The sequence below is a fragment of the Streptomyces sp. NPDC000134 genome (assembly GCF_042899225.1).
Taxonomy (GTDB): domain Bacteria; phylum Actinomycetota; class Actinomycetes; order Streptomycetales; family Streptomycetaceae; genus Streptomyces.
Map to the genome: position 1 here is coordinate 188,177 of NZ_JBIAZN010000015.1, position 16,821 is coordinate 204,997.

14 protein-coding genes are annotated in these 16,821 nt (G+C 74.8%); 10 read left to right on the top strand and 4 right to left on the bottom strand.

Annotated elements, in window-relative coordinates:
- Positions 1-106: 106 nt before the first annotated feature.
- From ACFY32_RS23310 to ACFY32_RS23355, 10 genes are all read left to right on the top strand, one after another.
- Complete coding sequence (locus ACFY32_RS23310) at positions 107-2,146, top strand: bifunctional aldolase/short-chain dehydrogenase (protein ID WP_390675154.1); 2,040 nt, start codon at positions 107-109, stop codon at positions 2,144-2,146.
- Complete coding sequence (locus ACFY32_RS23315) at positions 2,143-3,585, top strand: rhamnulokinase family protein (protein ID WP_359201654.1); 1,443 nt, start codon at positions 2,143-2,145, stop codon at positions 3,583-3,585. The genes ACFY32_RS23310 and ACFY32_RS23315 overlap by 4 nt, the downstream gene beginning before the upstream one ends.
- 73 nt (positions 3,586-3,658) lie before the next feature.
- Positions 3,659-4,414, top strand: a complete 756-nt coding sequence (locus ACFY32_RS23320) for a (Fe-S)-binding protein (protein ID WP_359201652.1) — start codon at positions 3,659-3,661, stop codon at positions 4,412-4,414.
- A complete protein-coding gene (locus ACFY32_RS23325) occupies positions 4,411-5,889 on the top strand; it encodes a lactate utilization protein B (protein WP_359201650.1) in 1,479 nt (492 codons plus the stop codon). Before ACFY32_RS23320 ends, ACFY32_RS23325 begins: the two co-directional genes overlap by 4 nt.
- Positions 5,886-6,533: an LUD domain-containing protein gene (locus tag ACFY32_RS23330; RefSeq protein WP_359201648.1), complete on the top strand. Its 648-nt coding sequence runs from the start codon at positions 5,886-5,888 to the stop codon at positions 6,531-6,533. Before ACFY32_RS23325 ends, ACFY32_RS23330 begins: the two co-directional genes overlap by 4 nt.
- Positions 6,534-6,672: 139 nt before the next feature.
- A complete protein-coding gene (locus tag ACFY32_RS23335; RefSeq protein WP_390675155.1) occupies positions 6,673-7,464 on the top strand; it encodes an ABC transporter ATP-binding protein in 792 nt (263 codons plus the stop codon).
- A gap of 3 nt (positions 7,465-7,467) precedes the next feature.
- Entirely contained in the window at positions 7,468-8,784 is a 1,317-nt protein-coding gene (locus ACFY32_RS23340; RefSeq protein WP_390675156.1) for an FtsX-like permease family protein, read from the top strand.
- A gap of 594 nt (positions 8,785-9,378) precedes the next feature.
- Positions 9,379-9,759 (top strand): hypothetical protein, encoded by a 381-nt coding sequence (locus tag ACFY32_RS23345; RefSeq protein ID WP_390675157.1) that lies wholly within the window; start codon positions 9,379-9,381, stop codon positions 9,757-9,759.
- A 154-nt stretch (positions 9,760-9,913) separates the two neighbouring features.
- Positions 9,914-11,575, top strand: coding sequence for an alkaline phosphatase D family protein (locus tag ACFY32_RS23350; protein ID WP_359201642.1), 1,662 nt, complete (start codon positions 9,914-9,916; stop codon positions 11,573-11,575).
- Positions 11,576-11,771: 196 nt separating this feature from the next.
- Entirely contained in the window at positions 11,772-13,148 is a 1,377-nt protein-coding gene (locus ACFY32_RS23355; protein WP_390675162.1) for an alpha-lytic protease prodomain-containing protein, read from the top strand.
- Between the two features lie 68 nt (positions 13,149-13,216).
- On the opposite strand, the gene ACFY32_RS23360 is transcribed toward ACFY32_RS23355, so the two are convergent.
- From ACFY32_RS23360 to ACFY32_RS23375, 4 genes are read right to left on the bottom strand one after another with little or no spacing between them, the layout of a single operon-like run.
- The gene (locus ACFY32_RS23360) at positions 13,217-14,302 is read right to left on the bottom strand and encodes a serine hydrolase domain-containing protein (protein ID WP_359201640.1); all 1,086 of its coding nucleotides are present in this window, start codon (positions 14,300-14,302) and stop codon (positions 13,217-13,219) included.
- Positions 14,299-15,219, bottom strand: a complete 921-nt coding sequence (locus ACFY32_RS23365) for a DUF6895 family protein (protein ID WP_359201638.1) — start codon at positions 15,217-15,219, stop codon at positions 14,299-14,301. Before ACFY32_RS23365 ends, ACFY32_RS23360 begins: the two co-directional genes overlap by 4 nt.
- Positions 15,216-16,136 carry a DUF6895 family protein gene (locus ACFY32_RS23370; RefSeq protein ID WP_359201636.1) on the bottom strand — a complete coding sequence of 307 codons (921 nt, stop codon included), beginning with the start codon at positions 16,134-16,136 and terminating at the stop codon, positions 15,216-15,218. The genes ACFY32_RS23365 and ACFY32_RS23370 overlap by 4 nt, the downstream gene beginning before the upstream one ends.
- Complete coding sequence (locus ACFY32_RS23375; RefSeq protein ID WP_359201802.1) at positions 16,133-16,693, bottom strand: hypothetical protein; 561 nt, start codon at positions 16,691-16,693, stop codon at positions 16,133-16,135. The genes ACFY32_RS23370 and ACFY32_RS23375 overlap by 4 nt, the downstream gene beginning before the upstream one ends.
- Positions 16,694-16,821: the final 128 nt, after the last annotated feature.

Below are 16,821 nucleotides of genomic sequence, written 5' to 3' on the forward strand. Positions count from 1 at the left end.
GCTGCCGGGTTCTGTGACATCGCGGGCCGCCGGCCCGTCGTGGCCGGCCGCGCAGTTCCCCGCGCCCCTTCTCGACTCATCCCTCGTCGGAAAAGGACTGGAAGACATGGCATCCCACCCCGAGGCCGAAGCGCTGCTCGCTCGTTCTCATCGGCTCGGCGCCGACCCCCGCAACACCAACTACGCCGGCGGCAACGCCTCCGCGAAAGGCACCGAGACCGATCCCGTCACCGGAGGTGATGTGGAGCTGATGTGGGTGAAGGGGTCCGGCGGGGACCTCGGGACGCTCACCGAGGCGGGGCTCGCGGTACTGCGGCTGGACCGGCTGCGGGCGCTGAAGGGCGGGTACCCGGGGGTCGAGCGCGAGGACGAGATGGTCGCCGCGTTCGACTACTGCCTGCACGGCAAGGGCGGCGCCGCGCCGTCCATCGACACGGCGATGCACGGGCTGGTCGAGGCCGCGCACGTGGACCATCTGCACCCCGACTCCGGGATCGCGCTGGCCTGCGCGGCGGACGGCGAGAAGCTGACCGCCGAGTGCTTCGGCGACTCGGTGGTGTGGGTGCCGTGGCGGCGTCCCGGCTTCCAGCTCGGACTGGACATCGCGGCGGTGAAGGAGGCCAACCCGCAGGCCGTCGGCTGCGTTCTGGGCGGGCACGGGATCACCGCCTGGGGCGACACGTCCGAGGAGTGCGAGCGCAACTCGCTGCACATCATCCGCACCGCCGAGAAGTTCCTTCAGGAGCGCGGCAAAGCGGAGCCGTTCGGGCCCCTGCTCGCCGGGTACGGGCCGCTGCCCGAGGCCGAGCGGCGGGAGCGGGCCGCGGCCCTCGCGCCGTACGTCCGGGCCGTCGCCTCCCAGGACCGGCCGCAGGTCGGGCACTTCACCGACTCCGACACGGTGCTGGACTTCCTCTCCCGCGCCGAGCACCCGCGCCTGGCCGCGCTGGGCACCTCCTGCCCGGACCACTTCCTGCGCACCAAGGTCCGCCCGCTCGTCCTCGACGTGGCACCGGACGCCCCGCTGGAAGAGGCGATCGAGCGGCTGAAGGAGCTGCACGCCGAGTACCGCGGGGAGTACGCCGCCTACTACCGGCGGCACGCCGAGCCGGGCTCCCCCGCGATGCGCGGCGCGGACCCGGCGATCGTGCTGGTGCCGGGCGTGGGCATGTTCAGCTTCGGCAAGGACAAGCAGACCGCGCGGGTGGCCGGCGAGTTCTACGTCAACGCGATCAACGTGATGCGTGGCGCCGAGGCGGTCTCCACGTACGCGCCGATCGAGGAGTCGGAGAAGTTCCGCATCGAGTACTGGGCCCTGGAGGAGGCCAAGCTCCAGCGGATGCCCGAGCCCAGGCCGCTGGCCACCCGGGTGGCGCTGGTGACCGGCGCGGGCAGCGGTATCGGCAGGGCCGTCGCGCACCGGCTGGTCGCCGAGGGCGCCTGCGTGGTCGTCGCCGACCTGAACGGGGAGAACGCCGCAGCCGTCGCCGAGGAACTGGGCGGCCCGGACAAGGCCGTCGCGGTCACCGTGGACGTCACCGACGAGGAGCGGATCGCCGCGTCCTTCCGGGCGGCGGTGCTGGCCTTCGGCGGGGTCGACCTGGTGGTCAACAACGCGGGCATCTCCATCTCCAAGCCGCTGGTCGAGACGTCCGCGAAGGACTGGGACCTCCAGCACGACATCATGGCCCGCGGCTCGTTCCTGGTCTCCCGCGAGGCGGCCCGGGTGATGATCGCGCAGGGGCTCGGCGGCGACATCGTCTACATCGTGTCCAAGAACGCCGTGTTCGCCGGCCCGAACAACATCGCCTACTCGGCCACCAAGGCCGACCAGGCCCACCAAGTGCGGTTGCTGGCGGCCGAGTTGGGTGAGCACGGCATCCGGGTCAACGGCGTGAACCCCGACGGTGTGGTGCGCGGTTCGGGCATCTTCGCGGGCGGCTGGGGCGCCCAGCGGGCGGCCGTGTACGGGGTGGCGGAGGAGAAGCTGGGCGAGTTCTACGCGCAGCGGACCATCCTCAAGCGCGAGGTGCTCCCCGAGCACGTGGCCAACGCCGTGTTCGCGCTGACCGGCGGGGACCTGACGCACACCACCGGCCTGCACGTCCCGGTCGACGCCGGTGTGGCCGCGGCCTTCCTGCGATGAGCACGGCGTCGTACGCCGCGGTCGACCTCGGCGCGTCCAGCGGGCGCGTCATGGTCGGCCGCGTGGGCCCCGGCACCCTGGAGCTGACCGAGGCGCACCGCTTCCCCAACCGTCCGGTACGGCTGCCCGAGGGGCTGCGCTGGGACGTGCTGGGGCTGTACGCCGGGGTCCTCGACGGGCTGCGGGCGGCGGGGCCGGTGGCGTCGGTGGGCGTGGACGGCTGGGCCGTGGACTACGGGCTGCTGGACGCGGACGGGGCGCTGCTCGGCAACCCGGTGCACTACCGCGACGCCCGCACCGAGGGTGTCGCCGAGAAGGTGTGGGCGGCGCTGCCCGCCGCCGAGCTGTACGCGGCGACCGGGCTGCAGTACGCCCCGTTCAACACCCTGTACCAGCTCACCGCCGCCCGCGGATCGGCCCAATCGGCCGCCGCGCGGAGGCTGTTGCTGATACCGGACCTGATGGCGTACTGGCTCACCGGTGAGCAGGGCACGGAGCTGACCAACGCCTCCACCACCCAGTTGATCGACCCCCGCACCCGGGACTGGGCGCACGGGGTGGCCGAGCGGCTCGGCGTCGACCTGGGGCTGTTCCCGCCGCTGCGGCGCCCCGGCGATCGGGCGGGCGTGCTGCGCCCGGAGGTGCTGGAGGAGACGGGACTGACCGGGCCGGTGCGGGTGACGGCGGTCGGTTCGCACGACACCGCCTCGGCGGTGGCCGCCGTACCCGCCGACGGTGAGCGCTTCGCGTACATCTGCACCGGCACCTGGTCGCTGGCCGGGCTGGAGCTGACCGCGCCGGTGCTGACCGAGGCGAGCCGGGCCGCCAACTTCACCAATGAGCTGGGGCTGGACGGCACGGTCCGCTATCTGCGCAACATCATGGGGCTGTGGCTGCTCCAGGAGTGCGTACGGGCCTGGGGCGACCCGGAGCTGAGCGGCCTGCTGAAGGCGGCCGCCGAGGTGCCGGCGCTGCGGTCGGTGGTGGACGCCGGTGACACGGCGTTCCTCGCGCCGGGCCGGATGCCGGAGCGGATCGCCGAGGCGTGCCGCGCCTCGGGGCAGCCGGTGCCCATCACGCCCGCCGAGACCACCCGCTGCATCCTGGACTCCCTGGCCCTGGCCCACCGCAGGGCCGTCCAGGAGGCGCAGGAACTGGCCGGGCACCCGGTGGACGTCGTGCACATCGTGGGCGGCGGCACCCGCAACGCCCTGCTGTGCCAGTCCACCGCCGACGCCTGCGGGCTGCCGGTGGTGGCCGGGCCGGCGGAGGCCGCCGCGCTCGGCAACGTGCTGGTGCAGGCCCGCGCCGACGGCCTGGTCGGCGACCTGGCCGGGATGCGCCGACTGCTGGCGCGCACCCAGTCCCCCGTCCGCTACGAGCCGCGGGGCACTACCGCGCGCTGGCGGGCCGCCGAGGCCCGACTCGCCGCCGGGTGACCCGGGGCTCTCCGGCCCCCGTTCCCCCATTACGCTGCTTTCGTCCGATGTTCTTCCACCTCAAGGAGCCGCGATGCGTGTCGCCCTGTTCCTGACCTGCGTCAACGACACGCTGTATCCCGACACCGGCCGTGCCGTGGTGAAGCTGCTGACCAGGCTGGGCGTGGAGGTCGACTTCCCGGCCGCCCAGACCTGCTGCGGGCAGGCCCATTACAACACCGGCTACCGGCATGAGGCCGAGCCGCTGGCCCGGCATTTCTCCGATGTCTTCGGGGAGTACGACGCGATCGTGACACCGTCGGGCTCGTGCGGGGCGATGGTGCGGGAGCTGTATCCGCGGATGGGCGAGCGGGCGCGGGCCGAGGGCCGCGGGGACACCCTCGCGGCGGTTCTGGCGCCGGTGGTGCCGAAGACGTACGAGCTGACGGAGTTCCTGGTGGACGTGCTGGGGGTGACGGACGTCGGCGCGTACTACCCGCACACGGTGACGTACCACCCGACCTGCCACGGGCTACGCTCCCTGGGGCTCGGTGAGCGGCCGCTGGCCCTGCTGCGGGCCGTGAAGGGGCTGGAACTGGCGGAACTGCCGGGGGCGGAGGAGTGCTGCGGGTTCGGCGGCACCTTCGCCGTGAAGAACGCCGACGTGTCCGCGGCGATGGGCGCCGACAAGGTGCGCAACGCCGAGTCGACGGGCGCGGAGGTGCTGTGCGCCGCCGACAACTCGTGCCTGATGCACCTCGGCGGCACCATGACGAAGCTGCGGACCGGGATGCGGCCGGTGCACATCGCGGAGATCCTGGCGAGCACGGAAGAGGAAGTGGCCGTATGAGCGGGACCTTCGTGGGCATGCCGGCCTTTCCCCGGGCGGCCCGCGCGGCGGTCGGCGATCCGACCCTGCGCGGCAATCTGCGGCACGCCACCCACACCATCCGCGCCAAGCGGGCCCGCGCGGTCGCGGAGCTGGACGACTGGGCGGAGCTGCGCGAGGCCGGCCGGCGGATCAAGGACCACATCCTGCGCCACCTGGACCGCTATCTGGAGCAGGTGGAGGAGTCGGTGACGGCGGCGGGCGGCACCGTCCACTGGGCCGCCGACGCCGCCGAGGCCAACGCGATCGTGGCCCGGCTGGTCAAGGAGACCGGCGAGTCGGAGGTCGTCAAGGTCAAGTCGATGGCCACCCAGGAGATCGGGCTCAACGAGGCCCTCGCGGCGGAGGGCATCCACGCCTACGAGACCGATCTGGCCGAGCTGATCGTGCAGTTGGGCCGGGACCGGCCCTCGCACATCCTGGTCCCGGCCATCCACCGCAACCGCGGCGAGATCCGGGACGTCTTCGCCCGCGAGATGGGCGAGTGGGGCCGCCCGGCGCCCGAGGGCCTGACCGACAGCCCCGCCGAACTCGCGGAGGCGGCCCGGCTGCACCTGCGGGAGAAGTTCCTGCGCGCCAAGGTGGGTGTCTCCGGGGCCAACTTCGTGGTGGCCGAGACCGGCACCCTGGTGGTCGTGGAGTCCGAGGGCAACGGCCGGATGTGCCTCACCCTCCCGGAGACGCTGATCTCGGTCGTCGGCATCGAGAAGGTGGTGCCGACCTGGCGGGACCTGGAGGTCTTCCTGCAGACCCTGCCCCGCTCCTCGACCGCCGAGCGCATGAACCCGTACACGTCGATGTGGACCGGCACCACCGACGGCGACGGACCGGGCACCTTCCACCTGGTCCTGCTCGACAACGGCCGCACCGACACCCTCGCCGACGAGGTCGGCCGCCAGGCCCTGCGCTGCATCCGCTGCTCGGCGTGCCTGAACGTCTGCCCGGTGTACGAGCGGGCCGGCGGCCACGCCTACGGGTCGGTGTACCCCGGCCCCATCGGCGCGATCCTCAGCCCCCAACTGCGCGGCACGGCCAGCGAGATCGATGCCTCCCTGCCGTACGCGTCCTCGCTGTGCGGGGCCTGCTACGAGGTGTGCCCGGTCGCCATCGACATCCCCGAGGTGCTGGTGCACCTGCGGGAGCGGGTGGCGCAGGGCGGGCCGGCCACCCGCAACGGCAACAAGGTCGTCCTCCGGCCGGCCAAGGGGCACGCCGCCGAGCGGGCCGCGATGCGGGCGGCGCGGTGGGTGTTCACGCACCCGGGTGCGCTGCGCACCGGGCAGCGGCTCGCCTCGCGGACCCGGCGCCTGCATCCGCGCACGCTGCCCGGTCCGGGCCGGGCGTGGAGCGCGAGCCGGGACCTGCCCGAGGTGCCGGCGGAGCCGTTCCGCGACTGGTGGCAGCGGACCCGGGGTGGAAAGGACACGGACAGGTGAGCAGCAGGGAACGGGTGCTGGGCCGGGTGCGGCGCGCGCTGGCCGACGTACCGCGCGACGAGATCCCGTACGAGCGGGCGGTGTCGCGGGACTATCTGCGCGAGCACGGGAGCCGGAGCGTCGCGGAGACGGTGGAGCTGCTGGCGCAGAACCTGGCGGACTACCGGGCGGTCGTGCACCGCTGCACGGACGCCGGACTGCCCGCCGTGATCGCCGGATTGCTGGGCCGGCGCGGGTCCAGGTCGGTGGTGGTGCCGCCCGGACTGGACCCGGGGTGGCTCGCGGACACGGAGGTCACCCGGGTCGCCGACACGGAGGACGGCACCGCGCACGGCCTCGACGGCGTCGACAGCGTGGTCACCGGCTGTGCCGTCGCCATCGCCGAGACCGGCACGATCGTGCTGGACGGCTCCCCCGACCAGGGCCGCCGCCGCATCACGCTCGTGCCGGACCACCACATCTGCGTGGTCCGGGTGCCCGAGCAGGTGGTCGCCTCCGTGCCGCGGGCGCTCGGACGCCTCGACCCGGCCCGCCCGCTGACCTGGATCTCCGGTCCGTCGGCGACCAGTGACATCGAGCTGGACCGGGTCGAGGGGGTGCACGGACCGCGCACCCTGGAGGTCGTGCTGGTGGCGGCTCGGTAGCCGTCGCCCGACCGGAGTCACCTCGTCCGGGCGGGGTGGTGCTGGGTACACCCCGCGATACGGGCCCTGCGCCCCGTGTGCCGCGGCCACCGGCTCCGTAGCGTCGTGGCGAGGCACAGGGGGTGCCGCACGGAGGGTGATGACGATGGTGCGCACCGGCGCACGGCACGGCCAGGACGCGGGACCCGCCGCCGAGGCGCTGCGGCTGGTCGCGGTCGGCAAGACCTACGGCAGCGACGGGAACGCGGTCACCGCGCTGGACGGGGTGACGCTCGGCCTCGCCCGGGGCACGTTCACCGCCGTGATGGGACCGTCGGGCTCGGGCAAGTCGACGCTGCTGCGGTGCGCGGCGGGACTGGAACGGCCGGACACCGGGATCGTCCGGGTGGACGGCACCGAGCTGACCGGCGGCACCGAGACGGAGCTGACGAAGTTCCGGCGCGGCCGGGTGGGGTTCGTGTTCCAGGAGTACAACCTGCTGGAGACGCTGACCGTCGCGCAGAACACCGTGCTGCCGCTGAAGCTGGCCGGGCGGCGCGTGGACCGCCGGCGGGCCCGGGAGGTGCTGGGCTCGGTGGGGCTGGGCGACCGGCTCGGCCACCGGCCCGCCCAGTTGTCCGGCGGCCAGCGGCAGCGGGTGGCGATCGCGCGGGCCCTGGTCGCCGAACCCCGGGTGATCTTCGCGGACGAGCCGACCGGCGCGCTGGACACCCGCAGCGCCCGGCAGGTGCTGGGGCTGCTCCAGGGCGCGGTGCGCTCGCACGGGCGGACCGTGGTGATGGTGACCCACGACCCGGTCGCCGCCTCGTACGCCGACTCGGTGGTGTTCCTCGCCGACGGGCGACTGGCCGGGCGGATGGACGCGCCGACGCCGGAAGCGGTCGCCGAGAGGCTGGCGCACCTGGGCGACGACACGACGGCGGGGGTGTGAGCCGTGCTCGTCCTCGCCCTGCGCTCGGTCCGGCACCGGCCCGGACGGTTCCTCGCGACGCTGCTCTCCGCCTTCCTCGGCGCGGCGGTCGTCATGATGTTCACCTCGATGCACGACACGGCGGCGGGGGACGGCGTCGACCGGGTGAGCGCGCAGACCCTCGGCACCGCGGCGGGCGTGGTCGGCGGCTACGGCACCCTGCTGGTGTTCTTCGCGGTCGCCTCGACGCTGACGGTGGCGGTACGGCAGCGCGCCGCCGAACTGGAGCTGCTGCGCTGCTCGGGGGCGACCCCGGGGCAGCTCGGGCGGATGGTGGTCGGCGAGGCGGTCGCCGTCGCGCTGGCCGGCACGGTGCTGGCGGTCGGCCCGGCGATGCTCGGCGGCCGGGCGCTGCTGGGGGTGTTCCAGGACAGCGGCCAGGTCGCGGACGGCGTCGAGTACGCCTTCGGTTCGCTCGCCCTGACCTCCGGGGTGGGCATCACGCTGCTCGCGGCGGCGGGCGCCGCGTTCCTCGCCCTGCGCCGGGCGGGGGCGGCCCGGACCGGGACCGGGCGGACGCGGGCCCGGCGGTTCCTCGCGTACGCGGCGCTGGTGGCGGGGGCGGCGAGCGCCTGCTCCACGTTCGCGCTCTCCGCGACGGACGAGGTGCTGATGGCGCCGCCGGTGTACGGGGCGATCCTGCTGTCGGTGGGCTGCGCCCTGCTGGCGCCCAGGCTGCTGACGGGGGTGCTGGACCGGCTGCCCCTGGACGGTGCGAGCGCCTGGCTCGCGGTGCGCAATCTGCGGCAGCGGGCCGGGCAGCTCGCCGGGGTCCTGATGTCGCTGATGCTGTTCACTGCGGTGTCCACGGCGACGCTCACCGCGCAGGCCGTGGAGAGCGACGCCGTCGCGGCCTCGGGCCGGGTGAAGTCGGTCGACGCCAAGAACCTGGAGACGCTCAACTTCACGGTCGTCGGCATCATCGCCGTCTTCGTCTGCGTGATGCTGGTCAACTCGCTGTACGCGGCGACCACGTACCGCTCCCGCGAGTTCGGGCAGCAGCGCCTCGCCGGGGCGACGCCCGGTCAGGTGCTCGGCACGGTCGGCGCGGAGGGCGTGCTGCTGACGGTGACGGGGGTGTTCTTCGGGACGCTGGCCGCGCTGGCGGGGGTGGTGCCGTTCACCGTGGTCCGCACCGACGCGGTGCTGCCGGAGCAGTTCCTCGGCACCTGGGCCGCGATGGCCGCGGTGGGGGCGGCGGTGACACTGGGCACCGGCCTGGCGACGGCACACCGGGTCCTGCGGACACCGGCGGTGGGGGCGGTGGCGCGGGGGGCCTGAGAGGGCCCCGGAGCCGGGGGAACGGGGGAACGGGGGAACGGGGGAACGGGGGAACGGGGGAACGGGGGGCGTGCGCGGCGAGGGCGAGTCGGCGGCCCCCGCGAGCCAGGCGCGCGGCCCGTAGGCGAACAGGGCGGCCAGGGCGATGGCCAGGAGGTTGCCGGGGCTGCCGTAGCGCAGGTAGAAGGCGGCGAGCGCGACGAGGGCCGCGGCCGGCGGCGCCCACCGAGGGCGGGGCCGTTCCTGGACGCGGGCCAGCAGCGCGACGACGAGCAGCAGCAGTCCGGTGGCGCCGATGTCGTTGAAGAACTCCGGTGTCCGGCGCAGGAATTCGAGGCCGCCGAGGACCAGCAGGGCCGCCGGGGCGCCCCGGCGGGGGGTGGTCCAGCGGGCGGCGACCAGCCAGGTCACGGCGAGGGCCGGTCACGACGTGGTGCACCGCCGGATGCACGGCCGCCGGGTCACCGCCCTGCTGCGGCCGCGCGGCCCGCTCGACGGGGACCGGCACGTGACCCACCCGGGCCTGGAGGAGATCCTGCTCGACCATCTGCGCGGCACCGGGGATTCCGCCGCCGAGGACCTGAAGGAGGCGGCGTGCAGGGCTCGTTGTGGCCGGCCTGGCGCCGGCGGAGGCCGCTGGTCGCCGGTGGCGCGGTCGTCCTGCCGGCCGCCGCCGCGCTCGCCGCGCACTTCCGCTCCGGCGTGCTGGACGCCCTGCGCGGCAGCCTGTTCGACCACTGCGGACCCGGCCCGCTGTACTGCACCCGGCCCGCCGACGGTCTGCCGGTGTTCCTGGACAGTCCATCGCGCTGCCCGTCCGTGGACGACACCGCCCTGTCCGGCGGCCTCGCCCTCGCGCTCAGCGCCGTCACGGTGCTGCTGCTGCGCCGCCGCGTCCGAGCCGGTCCCGTCCCCCCTCCCGTGCGCACGAAGGTGCGCGGTGGCCGCGCGTCCCGCGTACCGCCTCCTGTGTGATCGCTCCGGCCTCTCCGCAAGTTTGGCCAGTTCTGCGGTGTTTGTCTGCATAGCATGCAGGGTCCGCGTGCGCGGGCCGGCGTCAGCGCGGCGGCTCCTCGTGCCGTCCGCCACGGAACCGCCCGCGCGCCCGCCCCGTACGAGAGGTCATCAGATGGCGCCCTTGGGCCGTCCCAGCGCACTGGCCGCGCACGCCTTCTCCCCGCACGACGCCGTGCTGAGCGCCGCCGCCCGGCACCTCGGGCGCCGGCGTTTCCTCACCGTCACCGCGGCCGCCGCCGCGCTCGCCTTCTCCACCAACCTGCCGGCCCGCGGCGCCGTCGCCTCCGAGCTGGACGCCGCCAGGCTCACCGGTGATCCGTTCACCCTCGGCGTGGCCTCCGGTGACCCGCTGCCGGAGTCGGTGCTGCTGTGGACGCGGCTGGCGCCGGAGCCGTTCGAGGCGGACGGCGGCATGGGCCAGGAACGGGTGTCGGTGCAGTGGGAGGTGGCGCTGGACGAGTACTTCGCCGTCGTCGTCCGCGAGGGCACGGCGCTGGCGTACCCGGAGTACAGCCACAGCGTGCACGTCGACGTGCAGGGCCTGTCCCCGGGCACGTCGTACTACTACCGGTTCCGGGCCGGTACGTACATCAGCCCGGCCGGCCGCACCCGCACCGCGCCCGCCGCCGGCACCGACCCGGGGACGATGAGGCTGGGCGCCGTGGCCTGCCAGGCGTACCAGGACGGTTACTACACCGTGTACGAGCACCTCGCGCGGGAGGATGTCGACGTGGTGTTCCACCTCGGCGACTACCTGTACGAGTACGCGGTGAACTCGGCGGGCGGCGAGCGCCGCTACACCGACATCACCCTGCCCGAGGTGTTCAACCGGGAGACCATGACCCTCGCGGACTACCGGCTGCGGTACTCCCTCTACAAGAGCGACAAGGACCTCCAGGCGGCGCACGCCGCCCATCCGTTCGTCGTCACCTGGGACGATCACGAGACCGAGAACAACTACGCCGGTTCCGTGCCCGAGAACGACCTGCCGCCCGCGGAGTTCCTGCTCCGGCGGGCCGCCGCCTACCGGGCGTACTGGGAGAACCAGCCGCTGCGCTCCGCCCAACTCCCGCAGGGCCCCGACGCGCTGCTGTACCGGCGGCTGCGGTGGGGCACCCTGGCCCAGTTCGACGTCCTGGACACCCGCCAGTACCGCTCCGACCAGGCGTACGACGACCGGCCGCACCCCCCTGGGCCCGAGTCCGACGACCCGGCGCGCACCCTGACCGGGGCCGAGCAGGAGAAGTGGCTGCTCGACGGGTGGCAGGCGTCCGACGCGCTGTGGAACGTGACGGCGCAGCAGGTGTGTTTCTCCCAGCGCCGGTTCGGGCTGACCGCCGACGCCCCGCTGTCCATGGACGCCTGGGACGGCTACCGCGCCTCCCGCGCCCGGGTGGTGGCCGGAGCCAAGGCGGCCGGGCTGGAGAACTGGATGATCCTCACCGGGGACGTGCACGTGGCCTACGCCTTCGACGTCAAGGACGACTTCGACGATCCCGACTCCCGGACCCTGGGCACGGAGCTGGCCTGCTCCTCCGTCTCCAGCGGCAAGGACGGCGTGGAACGGCCGGACAGTTGGGAGACGCAGATGAAGGCCAACCCGCACATGAAGTTCTACGACGGCCGGCGCGGTTTCGCCCGGGTCGAGATCGGCCGCGAGGAGGCCCGGATCGACTTCAGGACGGTCTCGGTCATCTCCACGCCCGGCGCTCCCCTCACCACCGCCGCCTCCTTCGTCACCGAGGTCGGCGCGCAGGGCATCGAGCCGGCCTGAGCCGTTGCGGTGCCCGCGTACTGCACTTGGCACCGGTCGGCGCCCCCAAAGCGCGAAAGACGTCCCGGTACGGCATCGGGGCGGGGTGATCAGGCAAGGGTTAGGGCCTGTCGCGTGCCAGGCCCCGCGTCCGCGGGCTGATCCGAACGACAGGCCCTAGGTCCCTCGCTCTCGACCCAAGGAGGCACATCGCATGATGGTCGGCAGACATGCCGCGGGCGGCTCGCACGCGGCCCTCACCGCGCTCGGCGCGCTCGTCCTGACCGCCGTTCCGGCGGCCGCGTCGGCCGCGCCGCCGCCCGCGCCGGGGCCGGGGCCCACCGCCGCCCGGACCGTCGGCGCCGACCGGCCGCCGGCCGAGGTGCTGCGGGCGCTCAAGCGCGATCTGGGGCTGACGCCGGAGCAGGCGTCGGCGCGACTGGTCAACGAGGCCGAGGCGGGCACCCGCGCCGGCCGTCTGCGCAACACCCTGGGCGCGCGCTTCGCCGGTGCCTGGGTGAGCGGCACCACCTCCGCGCGGCTCACCATCGCCACCACCGACGCCTCCCAGGTGGCCGCCATCCGGGCGCAGGGCGCGGAGGCGGCGGTGGTGCGCAGGACGCTGGCGGAACTGCGGGCCGTCAAGGAGAAGCTGGACGCCGCCGCGCGGCGCGGGCGCACCGCCGAGACCCCGGTGTGGTACGTCGACGTGCCGTCGAACCGGGTCGTCGTCCAGGCCACCGGTGAGCAGGCCGGCGCCGCGTTCCTGCGGAGCGCGGGGGTGCGGGCCGGGGACGCGGGCGTGCGGGTGTCGGCGGACCGGCCGCGACCGCTGGCCGAGGTGGTGGGCGGCGACGCGTACTACACCGACGACCAGGCCCGGTGCTCGATCGGTTTCTCCGTCACCGAGGCCCAGCGGCAGGGCTTCGTGTCGGCCGGCCACTGCGGCCGGCCGGGCGTGAAGACCACCGGGTCGGACAGGACGGCGCAGGGCACCTTCCAGGCGTCCACGTTCCCGGAGAAGGACATGTCCTGGGTGGAGGTGAACACCGGCTGGACCCTCACCCCGGACGTCAAGGGCGAGCAGGACCAGCGGGTGCAGGTGGCCGGTTCGGTGCAGGCGCTGGTCGGGGCGTCGGTGTGCCGTTCCGGGTCGAGCACCGGCTGGCACTGCGGCACCATCGAGCAGCAGGACACCAGCGTCAGCTACGCGGAGGGCACCGTGAACGGGCTGACCCGGACCACGGTGTGCGCCGAACCCGGTGACTCCGGCGGCCCGTTCCTGGCCGGATCGCAGGGGCAAGGGGTCACCTCGGGCGGGTCGGGCGACTGCACGAGCGGCGGGACGACCTTCTTCCAGCCGCTCAACGCGATGCTGAAGGAGTTCGGCCTGACCCTGAAGACGTCCTCCACGCAGTCCGCCCCGCCCGCCCCGGCGGATCAGAGCGCGGCGGACGCGTGGTCGGCCGGGCGGGTCTACGACGAGGGTGCCACGGTGAGCCGCTCGGGCGTGCGCTACCAGTGCCTGCAGAGCCACCAGGCGCAGCAGTCCTGGTCGCCGGAGGGCACTCCGGCGCTGTGGCAGCCGGTGTGACGGTCCGCGCCGCCCGCCCCGTTCCCCGGTGCGGGCGGTCCGGTGACGGTGGCGGTGCCGGTGCCGGGTCAGCCCGCCGCGAGGACGGCGTAGGCGGTGGTCTGGAACGGGTCCTGGAAGCGGACCTTGCGGGTGCAGACCGCGGCCAGTGCCGTGCCGGTGTCCGGCCGGAAGCCCAGGAACGCCTGCTGACCGAAGGTGGCCCCGCTGTGGAAGTACATCGGCCCGCCGTCCGTGGGATGCCGGAACCAGGCCATGGTGTGCACGTGCCGGCGGCCGCGCCCCCGGCGCAGTACCGGCACCTGGACGGCCCGCAGCGCGTCGGCGGCCGGTGAGCCGTCCGGGTCGAGGTGGGCCTCCAGGAAGGTCAGCAGGTCGTGCGGGGTGGCGCGGACGGCCCCCGCCGCCTGGAATCCGGCGGCGTCGAAAGGAGGTACGGGGGTGCGCCCGTCCTTGCCGTGGCCGGGCGCGTCGGTGGCGGCGCCTCCGGGGCGGGTCGCGGTGCCGCTCAGGCCGAGCGGGCGCAGGACGTGCTCCGTGAGCAGGTCCTCCCAGGCGGTGCCGGTGACGGCGGTGAGGGCGTGGCCGAGGACGGCGACACCGAAGTTGGAGTAGCGCCAGCGGGTGCCGGGGCGGTTGCGCGGGCCGTGGCGCAGGAAGGCGCCGGCCACCCGGTCGACCGGGTAGCGGCTGTAGGGGTTGGTGCGCCAGGCGGGCAGGGCGCGGACCCGGAAGCCGCTCGGCAGGGCGGGCAGTCCGGCGGTGTGGGTGATCAGGTGGGCGAGGGTCACCGGGTCCGGGCCGGGGTCGCGGGCCGGGTCCAGGCAGGTGACGGCGGGTTCGCCGCCGGTGAGGGCGCCGTTCTGGATGAGCCGGGCCAGCAGCAGTCCGGTGAACGTCTTGCTCACCGACCCCATCTCGTAGCGCAGGTCCTCGCGTGCGGTGCCGGGGGGCGGCGCGGTGCCGCCGGTGCGCAGGACGCGGCGGCCGTGGCAGGACATCGCGAAGACGGTGTCGGGGGCGTCGGCGGCCTCGACGGCGGCGGCGAGCCGCTCGGCCCGGTCCGCGCCGCGGTCCGGGCCGTCCGCCGCGGCGGGTGGTGCGGGGGTGCGCGGTTCGTCGGCGGGGGCGCCGGGCCAGGGCCGGGCGCTCATGAGGCGGCGTGCGCCAGACGCGTGAAGATGCGTGAGGTGGCCACCACGGAGGCGAACGCGGCGACCAGCGTCGAGTGGTACACCACGTCGAACACGTCCTCCGGGGTGCCCTCGGGCATGCCCCGCAGGGCGGGCATGGCGCCGTCGGGCTGCTGGGCGGCGGCCAAGGCCGACCAGGCCCGTTCGTCGAAGGTCGGCTCGGGCAGGCAGGCGTCGACCACGAGGAGTTCGCCGAGCAGGTCCCAGCGGCGCAGGTCCAGCCAGTCGTCGAGCCAGGCCGGCAGCCAGGTGGCGAGGTAGTCGGCGACGCGGGGCGGCAGCCCGTCGGGGCGCTCGCCCCAGTCGGTGAGGTGGAAGACGGCGTGGGTGATGTCGTAGCCGATGTGGCCCTCGACGGTCCAGGGTTCGGGGGTGCGGGCCAGCCAGGTGCCGCGGAACGCCTCGGCCTCGGAGACGCGGGGGGTCAGCCCGAAGCGGCGCTGGAACGCGGCGAGCCCCAGGACGCGGGTGGGGGACGTCTCAAGGGCGGTCCAGCTCTCCAGACGGTGGTTGAGCACGGTGGCCCGTTCCACCTCGGGCTGGCTGAAGCCGAGTTCCTTGAACGCCAGGTACACCTCGAACGGGACCGGCGAGAGCGGTTCCTCGTGCTGTCCGGCGGCCAGCGCGCGGCCGCCGTCCAGGGCCTCCCGCCAGGCGTGGTCCAGGAGTTTGCGGGCCAGGTCCGCCTGCCGGGACCCGGCGACCCCGGCGCGGAACAGCACCTTGCAGACCAGGGCCAGTTCGCCGATCGCCTTGAAGCGTTCCAGCCGCCCCGTCTCCGGGTCGGGGTCGGGCTCCAGACGGAAGCCGTCGCGGTGCTCCCACAGCCACTCCATGGCACGGGCCCCGACGGTGTGCATCAGGCGCGTGGTGGTCATCCCAGGGCTCCTTCCCCGCCGTACCGCTGGTGGGAGAGGGTGGCCGCGAAGGCGGCCACCAGGGTCGAGTGGTAGCTGTGCGCAAATCCCTCTCCGTCGTGGGCCGCGTCCTCGGGCAGCGCGCCCGAGGGCCGCTGGGCCGCCGCGACGCGCCGCCACCCCTCCTGGAGCACGGACGGTCCGGCGGCGCCGGGGACGCTCGCGGCGACGGCGAGCAGTTCGCAGCCCAGGTCCCACAGACCGGCGTCCAGGCAGGTGTCGAGCCAGGGCGGCAGCCAGTGCGCCAGATAGGCGGTGAGCCGGGGCGGTACGGCGCTCTCCTCGGCGCGGCCCCAGTCGGTGAGGTGGAAGACGACGTGGGTGAGCGCGTACCCGGAGGCGCGTTCGAAGGTCCACGGTTCGGGCAGTCCGCCCAGCCAGGTGCCGTCCAGGACCGCCGTGGGCGGGTCGGGCCGGGGGATGCCGCCGTGCCGTTCGGCGCAGAGCACGCCGAGCCGGCGGGTGGGGAGCTGTTCGGTGCGCCGCCAGCCCCGGGTGCGGGCCACGGTGGCGGCGGCCGCCTCGTAACCGGGGTGTCTGAGCCCGCCGGCGGCGAAGGCGCCGTAGACCTCCAGCGGGTAGACGGCGAACGGTTCCCGGTGCTGAAGCGTCAGGAACAGCTCTCCCCAGTCGGTCTGCCGCCACGCGAAGGCGAGCAGGTCGGCCGCGCGGATGTGCAGCGGGTCGGCGGGGTCGGTGCGCCGGGTCAGGGTGGCGCACACCTGGGCGAGTTCGCCGAGCGGCTTCCAGGTGCGGTCGACGTCGCCGTCGGCGGCGAGCGCGTCCTCGCCGAGCGCGAACCCGCCGCGGTGCGCGGAGAGCCAGCCCAGGGCCGCGTCCGCCACCTCCCGCAGGCCCCGGACGCCGACGGCGGTCACACCAGTGCTCCGACGCGCAGGTGGCGGGCGGCCCGCACCTGGAGGTCGACCAGGGGGTCGCCGCCGCCCATCAGCTCGACGAAGTCCAGGCCGGTGTCCAGGCCGAGGGTGTCGGGAACGCCGTCCAGCAGGGTCAGCCAGCGGGCCGCGGCGGCCGCCTGGTTCCAGTCCCGGCGGCGTACCGCGCGGACGAAGCCGCGGGCGACGTCGACCGGCCGGCGCCGGGCCGCGCGGGCCACGGCGCTGTCCTCGCCGGGCAGGGCGAGGGGTGCCAGGACCGCGAGCTGGTGGGTGAGGGTCTGCCAGTCGGCCGTGTCGAGCCAGTCGGCGGCGGGTTCGGCGGCCGGCCCGGCGGCCTCGCCGGGTGCCAGTCGGCGCAGGGCGCGGGTCATGGCCCAGTGGCTCCAGACCACGGTGGGGGCGGCGCCCGCACGCGGCGGATAGGTCTCGGCGGCCTGCCGGAGCAGGGCGAGTTCGGCTGGGTCGGGGCGGCTGTTGAACAACACGTTCGGCAGCAGGTAGTCGGCGCCGAGGACCCGTACCGCCGCCGGCGCCAGGCCGTGGGCCCCCCCGGGGGCCCCCCGCCGGGGCCCCCCCCGGCCCCGGGCCCCCCCCCCGGGGGCGGGGGGCCCCCCCGCCCCCCCATCCCCCCCCCCCCCCCTCAGCAGGGCCGAAGTGGCTGACA

Excerpts from the sequence above, each read along its gene's own strand:
- ACFY32_RS23350 (WP_359201642.1), top strand. The coding sequence starts at position 9,914 with ATGGCGCCCTTGGGCCGTCCCAGCGCACTGGCCGCGCACGCCTTCTCC.
- ACFY32_RS23315 (WP_359201654.1), top strand. The coding sequence starts at position 2,143 with ATGAGCACGGCGTCGTACGCCGCGGTCGACCTCGGCGCGTCCAGCGGG.
- ACFY32_RS23360 (WP_359201640.1), bottom strand. The coding sequence starts at position 14,302 with ATGAGCGCCCGGCCCTGGCCCGGCGCCCCCGCCGACGAACCGCGCACC.
- ACFY32_RS23365 (WP_359201638.1), bottom strand. The coding sequence starts at position 15,219 with ATGACCACCACGCGCCTGATGCACACCGTCGGGGCCCGTGCCATGGAG.
- ACFY32_RS23310 (WP_390675154.1), top strand. The coding sequence starts at position 107 with ATGGCATCCCACCCCGAGGCCGAAGCGCTGCTCGCTCGTTCTCATCGG.
- ACFY32_RS23355 (WP_390675162.1), top strand. The coding sequence starts at position 11,772 with ATGGTCGGCAGACATGCCGCGGGCGGCTCGCACGCGGCCCTCACCGCG.
- ACFY32_RS23325 (WP_359201650.1), top strand. The coding sequence starts at position 4,411 with ATGAGCGGGACCTTCGTGGGCATGCCGGCCTTTCCCCGGGCGGCCCGC.
- ACFY32_RS23335 (WP_390675155.1), top strand. The coding sequence starts at position 6,673 with ATGACGATGGTGCGCACCGGCGCACGGCACGGCCAGGACGCGGGACCC.
- ACFY32_RS23320 (WP_359201652.1), top strand. The coding sequence starts at position 3,659 with ATGCGTGTCGCCCTGTTCCTGACCTGCGTCAACGACACGCTGTATCCC.